The 16,232-nt window shown below is 72.2% G+C and carries 16 protein-coding genes; 8 read left to right on the forward strand and 8 right to left on the reverse strand.

Annotated elements, in window-relative coordinates; genetic code table 11:
* The first annotated feature begins 52 nt into the window (after nucleotides 1–52).
* The 3 genes from FLW16_RS27415 to FLW16_RS27425 all read left to right on the forward strand — a co-directional run bounded on the left by FLW16_RS27415 (nucleotide 53) and on the right by FLW16_RS27425 (nucleotide 2,052).
* A complete protein-coding gene (locus FLW16_RS27415) occupies nucleotides 53–457 on the forward strand; it encodes a hypothetical protein (RefSeq protein ID WP_142563033.1) in 405 nt (134 codons plus the stop codon).
* A 142-nt stretch (nucleotides 458–599) separates the two neighbouring features.
* Nucleotides 600–1,616: an NADP-dependent oxidoreductase gene (locus tag FLW16_RS27420; protein ID WP_142563034.1), complete on the forward strand. Its 1,017-nt coding sequence runs from the start codon at nucleotides 600–602 to the stop codon at nucleotides 1,614–1,616.
* Between the two features lie 19 nt (nucleotides 1,617–1,635).
* A complete protein-coding gene (locus tag FLW16_RS27425; RefSeq protein ID WP_142563035.1) occupies nucleotides 1,636–2,052 on the forward strand; it encodes a MerR family transcriptional regulator in 417 nt (138 codons plus the stop codon).
* Here the strand turns inward: FLW16_RS27425 and FLW16_RS27430 are convergent.
* The 4 genes from FLW16_RS27430 to FLW16_RS27445 all read right to left on the reverse strand — a co-directional run bounded on the left by FLW16_RS27430 (nucleotide 2,031) and on the right by FLW16_RS27445 (nucleotide 6,484).
* Nucleotides 2,031–3,692, reverse strand: coding sequence for a DUF6350 family protein (locus tag FLW16_RS27430; RefSeq protein WP_142563036.1), 1,662 nt, complete (start codon nucleotides 3,690–3,692; stop codon nucleotides 2,031–2,033). The two genes, FLW16_RS27425 and FLW16_RS27430, sit on opposite strands and share 22 nt — an antisense overlap.
* Before the next feature lie 176 nt (nucleotides 3,693–3,868).
* Nucleotides 3,869–4,744, reverse strand: coding sequence for a succinate--CoA ligase subunit alpha (gene sucD, locus FLW16_RS27435; RefSeq protein WP_079318281.1), 876 nt, complete (start codon nucleotides 4,742–4,744; stop codon nucleotides 3,869–3,871).
* Nucleotides 4,744–5,925: an ADP-forming succinate--CoA ligase subunit beta gene (gene sucC, locus FLW16_RS27440; RefSeq protein WP_142563037.1), complete on the reverse strand. Its 1,182-nt coding sequence runs from the start codon at nucleotides 5,923–5,925 to the stop codon at nucleotides 4,744–4,746. Before sucC ends, sucD begins: the two co-directional genes overlap by 1 nt.
* Nucleotides 5,926–6,082: 157 nt before the next feature.
* Entirely contained in the window at nucleotides 6,083–6,484 is a 402-nt protein-coding gene (locus FLW16_RS27445; RefSeq protein WP_076433118.1) for a cobalamin B12-binding domain-containing protein, read from the reverse strand.
* Nucleotides 6,485–6,802: 318 nt separating this feature from the next.
* Here FLW16_RS27445 and FLW16_RS27450 point away from each other — a divergent pair, with 318 nt between their 5' ends.
* The gene (locus tag FLW16_RS27450) at nucleotides 6,803–7,705 is read left to right on the forward strand and encodes a hypothetical protein (RefSeq protein ID WP_142563038.1); all 903 of its coding nucleotides are present in this window, start codon (nucleotides 6,803–6,805) and stop codon (nucleotides 7,703–7,705) included.
* Between the two features lie 288 nt (nucleotides 7,706–7,993).
* On the opposite strand, the gene FLW16_RS27455 is transcribed toward FLW16_RS27450, so the two are convergent.
* Both FLW16_RS27455 and pcrA read right to left on the reverse strand, forming a co-directional pair.
* Nucleotides 7,994–8,560 (reverse strand): copper chaperone PCu(A)C, encoded by a 567-nt coding sequence (locus FLW16_RS27455; protein WP_185949616.1) that lies wholly within the window; start codon nucleotides 8,558–8,560, stop codon nucleotides 7,994–7,996.
* A 494-nt stretch (nucleotides 8,561–9,054) separates the two neighbouring features.
* Nucleotides 9,055–11,328 (reverse strand): DNA helicase PcrA, encoded by a 2,274-nt coding sequence (gene pcrA / locus FLW16_RS27460; RefSeq protein WP_142563040.1) that lies wholly within the window; start codon nucleotides 11,326–11,328, stop codon nucleotides 9,055–9,057.
* A 66-nt stretch (nucleotides 11,329–11,394) separates the two neighbouring features.
* Here pcrA and FLW16_RS27465 point away from each other — a divergent pair, with 66 nt between their 5' ends.
* From FLW16_RS27465 to FLW16_RS46005, 4 genes are all read left to right on the forward strand, one after another.
* Entirely contained in the window at nucleotides 11,395–12,114 is a 720-nt protein-coding gene (locus tag FLW16_RS27465) for a PIG-L deacetylase family protein (RefSeq protein WP_142563135.1), read from the forward strand.
* 110 nt (nucleotides 12,115–12,224) lie between these two features.
* Nucleotides 12,225–12,713 carry a hypothetical protein gene (locus FLW16_RS27470; protein ID WP_142563041.1) on the forward strand — a complete coding sequence of 163 codons (489 nt, stop codon included), beginning with the start codon at nucleotides 12,225–12,227 and terminating at the stop codon, nucleotides 12,711–12,713.
* A gap of 29 nt (nucleotides 12,714–12,742) precedes the next feature.
* Nucleotides 12,743–13,903, forward strand: a complete 1,161-nt coding sequence (locus tag FLW16_RS27475) for a sensor histidine kinase (protein WP_142563042.1) — start codon at nucleotides 12,743–12,745, stop codon at nucleotides 13,901–13,903.
* A complete protein-coding gene (locus tag FLW16_RS46005) occupies nucleotides 13,900–14,721 on the forward strand; it encodes a response regulator transcription factor (protein ID WP_142563043.1) in 822 nt (273 codons plus the stop codon). The genes FLW16_RS27475 and FLW16_RS46005 overlap by 4 nt, the downstream gene beginning before the upstream one ends.
* Here FLW16_RS46005 and FLW16_RS27485 read toward each other — a convergent pair.
* Both FLW16_RS27485 and FLW16_RS27490 read right to left on the reverse strand, forming a co-directional pair.
* On the reverse strand, nucleotides 14,685–15,467 hold the full coding sequence (locus FLW16_RS27485) for a CPBP family intramembrane glutamic endopeptidase (protein WP_260615636.1): 783 nt from the start codon (nucleotides 15,465–15,467) through the stop codon (nucleotides 14,685–14,687). The two genes, FLW16_RS46005 and FLW16_RS27485, sit on opposite strands and share 37 nt — an antisense overlap.
* Before the next feature lie 55 nt (nucleotides 15,468–15,522).
* The gene (locus FLW16_RS27490) at nucleotides 15,523–16,209 is read right to left on the reverse strand and encodes a neutral zinc metallopeptidase (protein WP_142563045.1); all 687 of its coding nucleotides are present in this window, start codon (nucleotides 16,207–16,209) and stop codon (nucleotides 15,523–15,525) included.
* Between the last annotated feature and the right edge of the window lie 23 nt (nucleotides 16,210–16,232).

Genomic DNA, 16,232 nt, shown 5'->3' on the forward strand with positions numbered 1-16,232 from the left:
GCCGGCCATCAGGACTTACGACGGGCTATGCGGAACGCGAGGCGAGGAGACCGTGACAACACCCCTACAGACGCCGACCCCTGCGACCGGAGGGCGCAGGGCCCTCGTGCTCGCCATCATGGCGCTCGTCTTCACGCTCATGCTGCCGGCGGCCGGGCTGGCGCTGTCACTGTTCGCGATCGTCATCGCGATCCGTGACCTGCGCCTGCTCAACCGCGAACGACGCGGGATCGGGATGGCGACCGGGGCCGTCGTGCTCTCGTCGCTCGCGTTCGTCCTGGGCATCGTGACCACGGGATTCCAGCTCTACTTCTCCGACGAGCTCACCGCGTACAACGAGTGCCGCAAGGGCGCGGGCACGGTGGCGGCCCAGCAGGACTGCTCCGAGCAGCTGATGCGGGCGTTCGAGCAGAAGATGGGCGTGGCCTGGCCGACGGGCGTCCCGGCGCCGGCCTGACCACACGACCGCAGGGAAGCCGTCCGCGCCGTCGCGGACGGCTCCCGGGTCTTGCCTTTGACCCGCGGGTCAGGGGTTAGCGTCGCGGGGCCGTGCGGCTGTGCCGCACGAGCGGTTCCCCTCCGACACCGTGGAGTTCCCCATGCCCCGAACCCTGCCCCGCACCGCACGGGAGATCCGGCTCGCCGAGATTCCTTCCGGCCTTCCCGGCCCCGAGCACCTGACCGTGGCCGAGGTCCCGCTGCCCGTGCCGGGCACCGGTGAGGTCCTGGTGCGCAACCGCTGGTTCCAGGTCTTCCCTTCGCTGCGCACGCTGATCGCCGGAGGCGTGCCGGGCACGCCCTTCCCCGCGCTCCGTCCCGGGGACACGCTGTTCGGCCCGGCCGTCGGCGAGGTCGTCACGGCACCTGAGGACAGCGGGCTGCGGCCGGGCGACCTGGTCGCGCACTTCCAGGGCTGGCGCGAGTACGCCGTGGTCCCCGTGTCCGCGCCACTGGGGGACGCCCTGCCCGATCCGGCCGCGCACCTGGCGTCGGGCGCCACCGCGTACGCCGCCCTGACCCGGATCGCCGGCCTGCGCGCGGGCGAGACGGTGCTCGTCACCGGGGGCGCCGGAGGCGTCGGGTCGCTCGCCGGCCAGATCGCCCGGCTGCTGGGCGCGGCACGCGTGATCGGCACCACCGGCTCACCGGCGAAGGCCGAGCGCATGACCGCCGAGCTCGGCTACGACGCGGTGGTGCTCCGCGACGGGAGCCCGATCGGGGGGCGGCTGGCCGAGGCGGCGCCCGACGGCGTCGACGTGGTCGTCGACACGGTCGGCGGCGAGCAGCTTCAGGCCGCGGCGGCCGCGGCGCGGCCCGGTGCCCGCCTCGTCGTGCTCGGCACCCTGGCCACGCAGTTGTCGGCCGCGTCCGGCGGCACGACGGCCCCGGTGGAGCTGGACGCCTTCCAGCTCATCGCCAAGAACATCACCCTCCGCGGCCTCACCGGCGTCGGCGACGAGATCCACGCGGAGTGGACGGAGCGTTTCGGCGCCTGGCTCCGCTCTGGCGCCGTCGTCTTCCCGCACACGCGGATCGCGGGCATCGAACGCGCCCCGCGGGCGTTACGTGAGTTGTTCGAGGGGCGGCACGTGGGAACGGTCGTCGTGGAAGCCTGAGGGCGGCACAGGAGGTCTCATGCGGATCGGCGACGCCGCGGCGGCGGCCGGGACCACGCCACGCGCGTTGCGCCTGTACGAGCAGCGTGGGCTGCTCCTGCCGCCCCCGCGGACCTCGTCGGGCCAACGGGAGTACGGCCCTCGGGACATCGCCCGCATCCGCCTGGTGCGCCAGTTGCTCACCCTCGGCCTGACCATCGAGGACGTCGCCCGCTGCGCCGACCGCCTGGACCTGCTGGAGGGCGACACGCTCCCGCCGTACGGCAGCCCCGGCTGCTCTGGTGGCAGCGGCGGCAGCGGCGGCGCAAGCGGCATCGTGCAACGCCGGATCGCCGCCCTGGACGCCGAGATCGCCCGACTGACGGACCTGCGGGACCGCCTCGCCTCGGCCGTCGCCGAGCCGCCCCGGAAGGCTCAGTCGCGGTCCCAGGCGTAGGGATCGACGTAGATGACGTGACCCCCGCGGTCGTCGGTCTCGTCCACGATGTCCTTGCGCGGCTTCGGCGGGGGGCTCGGGGCACGACGCTTCGCGGCCGCCTTGCGCGAGATGTCGGCTGCCGGCGGGACGGCGCCGGCCCGCCGCGCGCCCATGTCGTCGAAGGTCTCCGCCGCCGCCACGGCGTGCTCGTCGGTCCAGTCGTCCCTGATGACCGGGATCGGCTGGGTGTCCGCCTCGGTGGCGTCCAGCCAGTGGCCGGGCAGGTGCGCGCCGCGGGCCGGCCGCACCCGCCCGGCCGCCTTGGCGATCACGGCGCCGGCCTTCCGCACCGGCTCGGGCGGGGTGACCGGCCGCCGGGAGATCAGCCACCAGTTGGCGATGCCGGCCGAGATGCCGGCGGCCACGCCGACCTCCAGCGTGATCGACAGCGCCACCTCCCAGGGAGACGGCCCCACCGCGGCCAGGCCCGCCCCGCCGAGCGGGCCGCCCGACAGCGCGGCGAACGTTCCCGCGACGAGGCCGGAGGTGATCCCGCAGACGAACCCCCACAGCGGCGCGGCCTCGATCGACGGGGTCGGCGCGACGCGGGCCGTCACCACGCCGGCGACCGCCCCGGCCGCGAACGGCACCGCGATCACGCCCATGACCCAGGTGGGCGCGGCGCCGGACGACGGCAGGGCGCCCAGCAGCGGCAGCATGGGCACCGCGCTCAGCTTGACCCCGGTGGGCGCGACCAGCGTCCCGGCGCCCACCGCGAAACCGGGTCCCGAGATGTACGCCATGCCCCAGATGACGGCGTTGAAGAAGTACAGGACCTCCAGGAGCAGGAGCAGCAGGCCGCCGACCACTCCGGGGCTGAGTACCTCCGACATCTGCTGGATCCGGGCGAAGTTGACCACCACCGCCCCGAGGACCAGCACGGCCCCGGCCACGAACATCAGCGAGGTCGCGACGGCCGTGCCGACCACGAGCGACCGCGGCCGCTCGGGCAGCAGGCGCAGCATCGACCGCCACGGCCCGATCGTGCGGGCGGTGGCAACCGAGCCGGTGACGAAGGCCAGCAGCAGGTGGCTGACCAGCGCCTCCCCCAGGAACGGCTGCATGACCTCGTTGCCGGAGACGAGGGCGATCACCCCCGCGAGCAGCGCGTACGGCGCGGCCAGCGAGATGCCGGCCTGGGCGATGAGCACGAGCTGGGCGCGGCGCCGGGCGTTCTCGAGGTCGCGCGGCGTGCCCTTGGGCAGCCGGGCCGGCATCCGCACCCGCAGGTCGGCGTCCCGCGCCATCCACAGTCCGGCCCGGTAGAGCAGCACCCCCGGCAGGATCATCAGGCCGATGGGCAGCAGGCCCACCCGGCCGCCGGGGATCGCGAAACCGGCGTGATGGGCGGCGAGCCAGAGCTGGCAGGCCGTGCGGAAGACGCCGGGCAGGCCCTCGCCGAACGGCCCGCGGGGCGCGGCCATCCAGCCGATGAGCGTGAGCGTGGTGAGCACGGCGAGGCCGACGCCGAGCGTCCCGACCGCGGCCAGCATGCCGGAGACGGGGAGCGGACGGCGGGTCTCCTCGTCGTCGCCACCGCCCATGCGGCCGAGCACGGCACGGGGAGCGGTCCTGAACTGATCGAGAAGGCCCGTCACGCTACCGCATCATCCCAGCCCCGCGGCCTTCCTCCACGTCGCCACGCCGAGGAGTACGCAATCCGGACGCATCGGCACGCGTACCGGCCGGGCCGGAAAACGACCGCGACCTTGCGCTCGCACCGCCGGGGCGGTGGGAGCGCAAGGTCGCGGACGACAGTCGGATGTACGCGCGATCAGCGGCTGGACATGATCTCGCGCATCAGGCGGGCGGTCTCGCTGGGCGTGCGGCCGACGCGGACGCCGACCTTCTCCAGGGCCTCCTTCTTGGCCTGGGCGGTGCCGGCGGAGCCGGACACGATCGCACCGGCGTGGCCCATGGTCTTGCCCTCGGGCGCGGTGAACCCGGCGACGTAGGCGACGACCGGCTTGGTCACGTGCTCGTCGATGTAGGCCGCCGCGCGCTCCTCGGCGTCGCCGCCGATCTCGCCGATCATCACGATCGCGTCGGTCTCCGGGTCCTCCTGGAACGCCTGGAGGGCGTCGATGTGCGTCGTGCCGATGACCGGGTCGCCGCCGATGCCGACGCAGGTGGAGAAGCCGATGTCACGCAGCTCGTACATGAGCTGGTAGGTCAGCGTGCCGGACTTCGACACCAGGCCGACGCGGCCCTTGGTGGTGATGTCGGCCGGGATGATCCCCGCGTTGGAGGCGCCAGGCGAGGCGATGCCGGGGCAGTTCGGGCCGATGATGCGGGTCTTGTTGCCCTTGGAGACGGCGTACGCCCAGAACTCGGTCGTGTCGTGGACCGGCACGCCCTCGGTGATGACCACGCACAGCGGGATCTCGGCGTCGATGGCCTCGCGGACGGCGGCCTTGGTGGCGGCCGGGGGCACGAAGACGACGGACACGTCGGCGCCCGTCTGCTCCATGGCCTCCTTGACCGTGCCGAAGACCGGCAGGCCCTCGTGCGTGATGCCGGCCTTGCGGGCGTTCACGCCGCCCACGACCTTGACGCCGGCGGCGAGCATGCGGCGGGTGTGCTTGGTGCCCTCACCGCCGGTCATGCCCTGAACGATGATCTTGCTGTTCTCGGTGAGCCAGATAGCCATTACGCACCTACCGCGGCGAGCTCGGCGGCGCGCTTGGCCGCTTCGTCCATGGTGTCGACCAGCTCGACCCGCGGCAGCGCGGCGTCGGCCAGGATCTGCCGCCCCAGGGCGGCGTTGTTGCCGTCCAGGCGGACGACCAGCGGGTGGGTCACTTCCTCGCCCCGGCCCTGCAGGAGCTGGAAGGCCGAGACGATGCCGTTGGCGACGGCGTCGCAGGCGGTGATGCCGCCGAAGACGTTCACGAAGACCGACTTCACCGACGGGTCGGACAGGATGATCTCCAGGCCGTTCGCCATGACCTCGGCCGAGGCGCCGCCGCCGATGTCGAGGAAGTTGGCCGGCTTGGGCCGGCCGGGGAACTCCTCGCCCGCGTACGCCACGACGTCGAGCGTGGACATGACCAGGCCCGCGCCGTTGCCGATGATGCCGACGTTGCCGTCGAGCTTGACGTAGTTGAGGTGCTTCTCCTTGGCCCGGGCCTCCAGCGGGTCCTCCGCGGCCTTGTCGACGTACGCGGCGTGCTCCGCCTGGCGGAAGTTCGCGTTGTCGTCGAGGGTGACCTTGCCGTCGAGCGCCTTCACCTGGCCGTCGGCCGACAGGATCATCGGGTTGACCTCGACGAGCGAGGCGTCCTCGTCGACGAAGACGGCCCAGAGCTTCTCGATCAGCTCGGCGGCGCCGTCCAGCGCCTGCTGCGGCAGGCCGCCCGCCACCGCGATCTCGCGGGCCCTGGCGCGGTCGACGCCCGTCAGCGGGCTGACCGGCACCTTCGCCACCTTCTCCGGCGCGGTGTGCGCGACCTCCTCGATGTCCATGCCGCCGGAGGCGGAGCAGATGGCGAGGAAGGTGCGGTTGGCACGGTCGAGAAGGAAGGAGAAGTAGTACTCCTCCGCGATCTGGCTGGCCTCCTCGATCAGGACCTTGTGGACCGTGTGGCCCTTGATGTCCATGCCGAGGATCTGCGTCGCCTTCGCCTGCGCGTCGGCGGCGTCGTCGGCCACCTTCACGCCGCCGGCCTTACCGCGCCCGCCGGTCTTGACCTGGGCCTTGACGACAACGCGTCCGGTGAGCTGCTCGGCAGCCGCCCGCGCCTCCTCCACGGTGTGCGCGACGATTCCGCGCGGCACCGCGATGCCGTACTCCGCGAAGAGCTCCTTCGCCTGATGTTCGAACAGGTCCACGAGGGTCCGTCCCTTTTGATGTCCGAGGCCGGGCGCCGTCGTCCCGCCCGGCGTTTCCGCGCATGAAGCCTAGTCCCCGTACGAGCGTGGGCGCGTCGTCGGGTCCCACTGGAGCCTTGCCAACAACCATGGAGTACGGCAAGGTTGGGCAAAATGCCTAAACGGTGGCTGGAACCGCCGAACGGACCCATTCCACGATCTCCTGCGTCGTGGATCCCGGCGTGAAAATCCTGGCGACGCCCATCTTCGCGAGTTCGGGGATGTCGGCCTCGGGGATGATGCCCCCGCCGAACACGACGATGTCCTCGGCGCCCTCCTCGCGCAGGACCTCGAAGAGCCGGGCGAACAGCGTCATGTGGGCGCCGGACAGGATGGACAGCCCGATCGCCGCCGCGTCCTCCTGGATCGCCGTACGGACGATCTGCTCCGGGGTCTGATGCAGCCCGGTGTAGATGACCTCCATACCCGCGTCGCGCAGCGCCCGCGCCACCACCTTGACCCCGCGGTCGTGCCCGTCGAGCCCCGGCTTCGCGACGACGACCCGAATCCTGCCTGCCATGAAGACCTCCCTACGGTGCCCGCTGCCCGAAGCGTAACCGCCGCCGGAGGCCCGGCCACGGAACGGCCCCGCGTCAGCCGCCGATCGAACCGGTCGCGCATGCGCGCGACGCGTCCCCCGGCTCTCGGCACGCCCGATCCATTCGGCGGCCGCACATCCGCGCTTTTCGCGGCCGAAACAATATTCAGCGCGCATATCGCGTCACTCTCTGAATACTCACAGGAAATGTTGATTTTCGTTACTTTCCTGTGATCATAAGCCGCAAGGATTCCCAAGCTGCCCTCCGGATCTTGAGGGCACTTACGGGAGGAATCACCCTTGAAGCGAGCATTCATGGCGCTGGCGTGCGCCGCGACGGCCGCGCTCGTGGCGCCCGCCGTCGCCGCCCCCGCGCAGGCTCAGACCTCGACACAGGCGCAGGCCCCCGCCGCCGACCCGGTGGCCGCGCTGCGCGGACAGTACGTCGCCGGGCACGGCGTGCGATACGTCTCCACGGGCACGCTGCGCATGGCCGGCATCACGGCCATCAAATTCACCTCGAACGGCGGCCTCGCCTTCGGCCGGTCCGGCATCGTCGCCTCCGACAGCAGGCAGACGCTGAAGTACAACGACTTGCTGAAGGAGGAGAACGAGGACCTGAAGGACGCGGAGAAGCCCCTCCGCGCGATCGTCATCGGCAAGACGGGCTACCTCTCGGGCGGGATCTACACGAGCCTGCTGCCCGAGGGCAAGACCTGGCTGCGTCTCCCCGCCCAGCGGCCGGGCTCCTCGTCGAGCCTGGGCGAGCTCGTGAACCCCGCCGACTGGCGCAGCCTCAAGACGGTCCTCGCGACCACCAAGGCCAAGGGTCCGGGCGGCAGCGTCAACGGCGCGAAGACCACGCTCTACCGCGGCACCATCCCGCTGACGCAGCTCATCAAGGTCAGCCCGGGCATCAAGAACAGCTTCGCCAGCCTGGGGTCCAACCCCGCCAAGACCGTGGTGTCGTGGAAGCTGTGGATCGGCGCCGACCAGCTCGTCCGCCGCGCCTCGGCCACCGCCGACCTGAAGCTGAAGGTCCAGGGCGACACCGTCACCCTCACCCTCAGCGACGACACCACGTTCGCCGGCTGGGGCAGGAAGGTCACGGTCAAGGCGCCGCCGAAGAGCAAGGTCGCCAACCTGGCCGACCTCGACGGCAACGTGCCGGACACGCAGGGCACGGTCATCCTGCCCAACTGAGCCGGACGGCCGGTCAGGTGCTGGTGAACACCGCGCGGCCGAGCCCCACGCGCGGCGTAGACACAGCGGCGGCAGGCCCCCGGGTGATCTCCACCCGGGGGCCTGCCGCCCCGTTCGTTCCGGCCGCGCGCGCCGCTTCGGATGCCTGCGGCGGCCGCCGTTTCGGGCGCACCGAAATCGGCATCCTTCCAAGTCGGGCGACTTCCACGGACGTGGCCTACCTGACGCACCCGGTGCACCCCGCCGCGGCCACCCCCACCTACGGCGAGACGAAGCTCATGACCGCGACTAACTGCGGGCGGGTGTGGGCGATCCGGCCCCTCGTGACAGCGGGAGGACGGGGATGCGGAGGGTGATCGTGCCCGCGGTGGGGAAGCGGAACGTGACGTCGACGGGAGTGGCACCGAGTGGGCGGTGGATGTCGACGAGCTCCAGGTGCGGGCGGTCGTGGCCTTGCTGGAGGGAGACGGCCCCGTGAGCGGGGATCGTCACGTTCACGGCCTGCTGGAGGGATGACGGCCCTTGCCGGTAAACGACCCGCTCGGCGTGGACGGTGCTGACGCCGTCGAGCGTCTGCGGTCTGTCGCTGTTGTTGACCAGAGTCAGGTACAGCCCCAGGTCGTCGCCGGCCTTCTGCTCGTCCATGGGCGGGGCGAGGATGTGGACGTGCAGCAGCCGCACCGGGCCGACCTGACCGTCGACCAGGCCGCCCCTGCTCCAGGTGGCGTGGGGCCTGGCCCGCTGCCGCGGGGAGTCGCACGCCTGGAGCGCCAACGCCAGGCAGGTCGCGAGCAGGATGCACAGCGCCGCTACTCGCCGGTGATCCGTACGACGACGGTGAGATGACGTGTTCATACGGCGCTCCCTGGTCAGGCAGCTGAGAATGCGGCGCTGCGGTCGGTCCTTCCGGCAGGCGGTCCGATGATGTGAACATGAGCCGGCTGGAACCGCCGGCTGCGTCGCCGACGGTGATCCCGCCGAGTTCGCCGCTGATCGCCCCCCGCTTCGCGGGTCTTGCCCGGGCTCGGAGAAAGCCTCCACGCGCTCGCAGAATGCCCCGTCACGATCACACGGCGACGTCGTCGCGTTCATACGTGGCCATGGCGCATACACGCCAGGCCTCCCCGCGCGCGAGTGAGACCACCCCGCGCGCGTGTGGCATCGCTCCACGCCAGTATGCGACCGGTTCCGCGGCGGTCGCAAGACGACGGAAACGCCCGTGACCTGGGCTCTTACCTGCTCTCCAACGCTCGGGCAACGGCATGGCCGCGTTTCCCCGCCACCCAGTACCCGAGGAGCATGGGTACCCGGGGTGCGGGACTCAGAGCTTGTCGATCAGAGCTTGTGGATCAGAGCTTGTCGATAGGGGCGTAGGCGAGCAGCAGGGTCTTCTCGCCCTCGCTGCCGAAGTCGATCTTCACCCGCGTCTTCTCGGCCTGACCGTCCACCGCCACCACGGTGCCGAGCCCGAACGTGTCGTGGGTGACCCGGTCGCCGGGCGACAGGTTCGGGATCTGCCGGCCGCCGGTCTTCTGCGCGGGAGCCGTACGGGCGGCCGGGCGGGAGGTCGCGGCGGACCAGGCGGTCTTGCCCGGGTCGCCGCGCCACTCGACCAGGTCGCCCGGCACCTCCGACAGGAAACGCGAGGCGGGGTTGAACGACGGCGCGCCCCACGCCGAGCGGACCGCCGACCTGGACAGGTAGAGCCGTTCCTTGGCCCGGGTGATGCCGACGTACGCCAGCCTGCGCTCCTCCTCCAGCTCCTTCGGATCGCTCAGGGAGCGCATGTGCGGGAAGACGCCGTCCTCCATGCCCGTGAGGAACACCACGGGGAACTCCAGGCCCTTGGCGGTGTGCAGGGTCATCAGCGTGACCACCCCGCCGTGGTCGTCCCCCTCCGGGATCTGGTCGGCGTCGGCGACCAGCGAGACCTGCTCGAGGAAGTCGACGAGCGTGCCCTCCGGGTTCGCCTCCTCGAACTCGGCGGCCACCGAGATGAGCTCGTTGAGGTTCTCCAGCCGGCTCTCGTCCTGCGGGTCGCCCGAGGTCTCCAGCTCCGTCCGGTAGCCGGTGGCGCTCAGCACCTCCTCCGCCAGGTCGGACAGCGGAAGCTCCTTGGCGCGCAGCTCGTCGAGCAACGTGACGAAGTCGCGGATCGCGTTCAGCGAGCGGGTGGCCACGCCCGGCGCCTCGTCGGCCCGGCGCAGCGCCTCCCAGAAGGCGATGCGCTCCCGGTTGGCGAACGCCTCGATCATCGCCTCGGCGCGGTCGCCGATGCCGCGCTTGGGCACGTTGAGGATGCGCCGCAGCGACACGGTGTCGTTCGGGTTGGCCAGGACCCGCAGGTAGGCGAGCAGGTCCTTGACCTCCTTGCGCTCGTAGAACCGCACCCCGCCCACGACCTTGTACGGCAGGCCCGTGCGGATGAAGATCTCCTCGAACACGCGGGAGGCGGCGTTCGTGCGGTAGAAGACCGCCACGTCGCCGGGGGTGACGCCGTGGTCGTCGCTGAGCCGGTCGACCTCCTGCGCGACGAACATGGCCTCGTCGTGCTCGTTGTCGGCCGCATACCCGATGATCTTGGCGCCCGCGCCCTGGTCGGACCACAGGTTCTTCGGCTTGCGGCCCTCGTTGCGAGAGATGACCGAGTTGGCGGCGTTCAGGATCGTCTGCGTGGAGCGGTAGTTCTGCTCCAGCAGGATCGTCCGCGCGTCCGGATAGTCGCGCTCGAACTCAAGGATGTTGCGGATCGTCGCGCCGCGGAAGGCGTAGATCGACTGGTCGGCGTCGCCGACGACCACCAGCTCGGAGGGCTCGACGCCCTCCCGCACCACGTCGCCGTCGGCGGTGCGCACCTCGGGCCGCCCGACCAGCTCACGGATCAGCATGTACTGCGCGTGGTTGGTGTCCTGGTACTCGTCGACCATCACGTGCCGGAACCGCCGCCGGTAGTGCTCGGCCACATCGGGGAAGAGCTGGAACAGCGTGACCGTCAGCATGATCAGGTCGTCGAAGTCCATCGCGCCGGCCTCGGTGAGCCGCCGCTGGTAGGTGCGGTACGCCTCGGCGAGCGTCCGCTCCAGATGGGTCGAGGCCCGGTCGGCCGCCGTCTCGTAGTCGATCAGCTCGTTCTTGAAGTTGCTGACCTGGGCCGAGAAGGACCGCGGCGGGTAACGCTTGGGGTCGAGGTCGAGCTCACGGCACACCATCGCCATGAGCCGCTGGGAGTCGGCCTGGTCGTAGATCGAGAAACTGGAGGAGAAACCCAGCCGCTTCGCCTCGCGCCGCAGGATCCGCACGCAGGCGCTGTGGAACGTCATGACCCACATGGCCCTGGACCGCGGCCCGATGAGCCTGTCGACCCGCTCCTTCATCTCCCGGGCGGCCTTGTTGGTGAAGGTGATCGCGAGGATCTCCCCCGGCTGGACGTCACGCTCCGCCAGCAGGTAGGCGATGCGATGCGTCAGCACCCTGGTCTTCCCGGAGCCGGCCCCGGCGACGATCAGCAGCGGACTGCCCTGGTGGATGACGGCGTCCCGCTGTTGCGGGTTGAGGCCGTCGAGCAACGGATGAGTGGCGGCTCGGGTGGACACTCTCCTTAGGTTATGGCCGCGCGCCGACATTCGGAGCCCACTCGCCCGGCAAGTCACGTTTAAGGTGATGTGCCGGACCATGAGGAGGGGCTGCTCGTGCTGGACGAGGCGGAATTCAACAAGGTGCTGGTGGTCGTCGCACACCCCGACGACATCGACTTCGGCGCGGCGGGGACGGTCGCCCGGCTGACCGAGGCGGGGGCCGAGGTGGCGTACTGCCTGGTCACGGATGGCGACGCGGGCGGGTTCGACCGTGCGGTGGACAACGGGGGCATGGCGGCGCTGCGCCGGACCGAGCAGACGGCCGCGGCCAAGTGCGTGGGCGTGAGCGACCTGCGCTTCCTCGGCTATCGGGACGGCGCGGTCGAGCAGACGCTCGGCCTGCGGCGGGACATCGCCCGGGTGATCCGCCAGGTGCGGCCGGACCTGGTCATCACCTCGACCCCCGAGCGCAACTACGTGCGGATCAGTCCGAGCCACCCCGACCACCGGGCGGTCGGCGGCGCCACCCTCGACGCCGTCTACCCCGACGCCCGCAACCCCTACGCCTTCCCCGAACTGCTCGCCGACGAGGGCCTGGAGGCCTGGACCGTCCACGAGGTGTGGCTCACGGGCGGGATGACCGTCAACCACTACGTCGACGTCACCTCTACCATCGATCGCAAGATCGCCGCGCTGCGCGCGCACGAGAGCCAGACCGCGCACGTCCCCGACCTGGACGGCATGGTCAAGGGCTGGCTCTCCGGTCACGCCGCCGCCGCGGGCCTCCCCGAGGGCTCGTACGCGGAGGCGTTCCAGCGGGTTGTCACCGCCTGAGCCGGGCGGGCCGGGTCCTCCACCTCCGGGTGGAGATCGCCTGATCTCCACCCCGGTTCTCCACCCTCGCGCCGATCCGGGGCACGCCCGGTCTTCCTACCGTCGTGCCCATGGAAACCGCGCAGATCCTCGCCCTCGCCCTCGCCGTCGTCGCCTTCGTGATCTACCGGCAGATGACGCCGAGGCCCGTCGCCAGGCCCGTGGGGCTGATCATCGCCGCCGTGATGGTCCTGGCCGGTCTCGGCGGCGGCGGGCTCGTCGACCCCCGTCACACGACGCTGAGCCTCGCCGTGCTCGTCGCGGAGCTCCTCGTGGCCGCCGGCCTCGGTGTGCTGCGGGCCATGACGACGCGCGTGTGGCGCGACCAGCACGGCGTGGCGTGGTCGCAGGGCGGCGTCGCGACCCTGATCGCCTGGGTGGGCTCCGTCGCCGTCCGGGTCGCGATGGCCGCCCTGACCTCCCTCCTCGGCCTCGCCTCGGCGCAGACCTCCGTGCTCCTGTTCGTCGGGGTGACCCTCGGTGTCCAGTTCCTCGTCGTCGCCCGGCGGGCGAGCGCCCTGCCCACCGTCCCCGTATCGGGTGTCCGGACGGCCCGCTAGCGCGGCGGGAGGGGCGCTAACGTCGGGGCGTGCCCAGTCGTGACGGACATGCCGAGGCCGGCCCGGAATTCCGCCGCAGGAACGCGATCGCCGGCGCGTGCCTGCGGCTTGCCATGATCGCCCTGCTGGTCGGCGGGCAGGCGACCAGCCCGCCGGGGTTCGGCCTGACCGGCGACCGGCTCGCCGTCACCGCGCTGACCGCCGCGATCGCCGTCACACTGACGCTCATGGTCGTCATCCGCCTGCGGCCTGTCCTGCCGGGACTCCGGAACGACGGGCCGGCGGAGGCCGTCCTCATCGGGCTCACCCTCGTGGCGACCATCGCACTCGACATGGTCGCGGACAGCGGCCCGGCCGTCGCCGTGCTCATGTTCAGCGTCGGGGCCGCGGCCGTACGGCACCCGCTCAGCCGGTCGCTGCCGCTCCTGCTGCTGGCGCTCGCGGGCCTGGGATCGAGCGTCGCGGGCCTGCTGCCGCCGCCGATCACCCCGGAAGCGCAGCAGCGCGACCTCAGCCTGTGCGTCTCGATCTGCGTGGTCTTCGCGGTCGCCTACGCCATCAGGCAGCGCAGGGCCGCCACCGCCGCCCAGGCGGGCGAGGCCGTGCTGGCCGAGCGCGCCCGGATCGCCAGGGAGATCCACGACATCCTCGCGCACTCCCTGTCGGCGCAGATCGTGCACCTCGAAGGCGCCCGGCTGCTGCTGCGCGCCGACCGGTCGCAGGAGGCCCTTGACCGGGTCGAACGCGCCCGCGAGCTGGCCAAGCAGGGCCTCGAAGAAGCGCGCAGAGCCGTGGCCGCGCTCCGCGACGACGCCCAGCCGCTGCCCGCCGCGCTGGACGCGCTCGCCGAGGAGTTCCGCGACGCGACCGGCGAGGAGTGCGCCGTCGTCGTCTCCGGGATCGAACGCCGGCTGCCGCCCGAGACCGAGCTGGCGATGATCCGCACCGCCCAGGAGGCCGTCACCAACGTGCGGCGGCACGCCCCGGGCTCCCCCGCCACCGTACGGCTGAACTTCGGCGACCGGGAGTGCGAGCTGGAGGTCGTCAACCCCCCGAGTGACGGGCCCGGGACGCCGGGGGGAGGATACGGTCTCGTGGGCATGCGCGAACGCGCCGAACTCCTGGGCGGCACCCTGGAGGCCGGCGAGACCGAGGACGGTTTCCGGGTCCGGCTGCGGGTGCCGGCATGACCGCCCGCGTGCTCGTGGTCGACGACCAGGCCGTGGTGCGCGACGGGCTCGTCCTGCTGCTCGGCCTGCTGCCGGACATCGAGGTGGTGGGGTCGGCGTCCGACGGCGAGGCCGCGCTCCGCCTGGTCGCGGACGAACGGCCCGACGTGGTGCTCATGGACCTGCGCATGCCCCGGATGGACGGGGTCGAGGCCACCCGCAGGATCCGCGCCGGGTTCCCGGACACCCAGGTCGTCGTGCTCACGACGTACACCGACGACGAGTCGGTCTTCGCCGCGCTGCGTGCAGGGGCACGCGGCTTCCTCACCAAGAGCGCCGACGCCGAGGAGATCGCCCGCGCCGTGACCACGGTGATGAACGGCGACGCGCAGCTCGACCCCGGCGTGCAGCGCCGCCTTCTGAACACCGTCACCGGCACGGGCGGCGACACCGGCACCGCGCGGCCCGGTGAGACGCCCGGCCCGGCCGCCGCGCCGGCTCACCGGTCGCGGTTCTCGCCGCGCCACGCCCGCGAGGCGCCCCGAGCGGGCCGCATGCCGGGAGCGGGGACGCCCCCTGATGCCGGGGCGGCGCGAGGCGCCGGGCCGTCGTCCGGCGCCGGCACGCCGCCCGACGGGCTGACGCCGCGCGAGGCGGAGGTCCTGCGGCTCATCGCGCGCGGCCTGTCGAACGCCGAGATCGCCGCCGCGCTGTTCATCAGCGAGGCGACGGTCAAGACGCACATCAACAACCTCTTCGCGAAGGTCCGGGTGCGCGACCGCGCCCAGGCGGTCGCGTACGCCTACCGGACCGGCCTGGCCGACCCCCGCGAGGGCTGATCCAGGCGGCGGGCCGCCCGGGCGGCGGCGTAGCCGAGAGAGTTCGTCGCCAGGTGGAGCAGCGCGGGCGCGAGCAGCCCGGCACGGTGACGCAGCCCGTGGAACACGAGCCCCGCGACCGCGGTGGACGCCACCGTCCCCGCCACCAGCCGTCCCGTCTCCAGCCGCGCCGTCTTCATGGGGCCGGCCGCCTCGTCCGGGGCCTCCCCCGCGGTCAGCCGGCCGAGGGCGGGGTTGGCCCTGGCCATGTCCATGGCGGGCAGCACGTGCCACAGTCCGAACAGCGCGGCCGAGACGGCGACGGCCGTACGCGGCGGGAGCGAGCGGCCGAGCAGGGCGGGCAGCGCGCCGCGGAAACCCACCTCCTCCAGCAGCACGGTCCCGAAGGGCACCTGGACCAGGGCCTCCTCCAGCACCCGGCGGCGCGACAGCGCCAGCGCGCGCTCGTCGTGGAACAGCGCGCGGGTGCGGGGGTGGGCGACGCCCGCCGCGTAGACGGCGGCGACGCCGGCGGCGAGCGCTCCCCCGGTCGCGGCACCGGCGCGGGCGCGGCGGAAGCCCAGCTCCCGCCAGGTGATCCCCTCCCCGCGGGCGATCAGCAGCAGCGTGCCGGTCGCGACCGCCGAGGTCAGCGGCGCCCACCGCCGGGCGACCCGGTTGTTGAGCACGTTCGCGGCCATGAGCACGCCGAGTGCGCCGAGAGCGCCGCCCAGCGCACCCGCCCGCCTCGTCCGGTTCGTCGTCACGTCCGTCATGCTCCCATCGCCGCCGGGGCGTAGGGGGCTTCCGGCGACCGCCGCCTCAGCAGGCCCCTGCCCCCTCGGTGTAGCCGTGGGCGAAGTACTGCTGGCGCTGCTGGGGCGTGCCGTGGGCGTCCGGCGCCCACCAGATGTCGGTGGGATCACCCGCCGCCTGGAGGTTGGTGAGCAGCTCCTCCTCGTCGCCCTGCTCCGCGTTCAGCACTCCCACCCGGATCAGGCCGCTCAGCGCGGCGCCCGCGTAGCAGTCGGCCTGGAGCTCCCGCTGCACGTTGAAGCTGAAGTCCTCGACGAGCTGGGCCTGCACGGCGTGCCCCAGTTCGTGCGGGATCACGACGTAGACCGCCCCGTCGCCCATCTGGTCGTACATCGCCTTGAGCCAGGTCGCGTCGTAGGCGATGAAATGGCCGTACGGGCAGTAGAAGGCGTTCTCCGGCACGGCCGGCTGCCCGCCGCAGTCGGGCCCGTTGGTCCCCTGATAGGCCACGAAGCGGGTGATCGGGCGGTAGGCCCCGCCGCTCTCCTGGAAGCGTTGCGACCAGAACCACTCGGTGAGGCACCGGGCCAGCTTGACGTCGCCGGGGAAGTCGTCGCCGGTGCCCTCGCACGGCGTCCCCCGGGACGCCGCGTCCCCCGGCTGGGCGCGGTCGGGCGGGGAGCCGGTGAGCGTGCCGCAGGAGGCGACGAGGACCGCCAGGAGCAGGAGCACGGCCAGTGTTCGGCGGGTCATTTCCATGTGAATACCCATTTAGG

This window comes from Microbispora sp. KK1-11 (genome assembly GCF_006874435.1).
Classification (GTDB): domain Bacteria; phylum Actinomycetota; class Actinomycetes; order Streptosporangiales; family Streptosporangiaceae; genus Microbispora; species Microbispora catharanthi.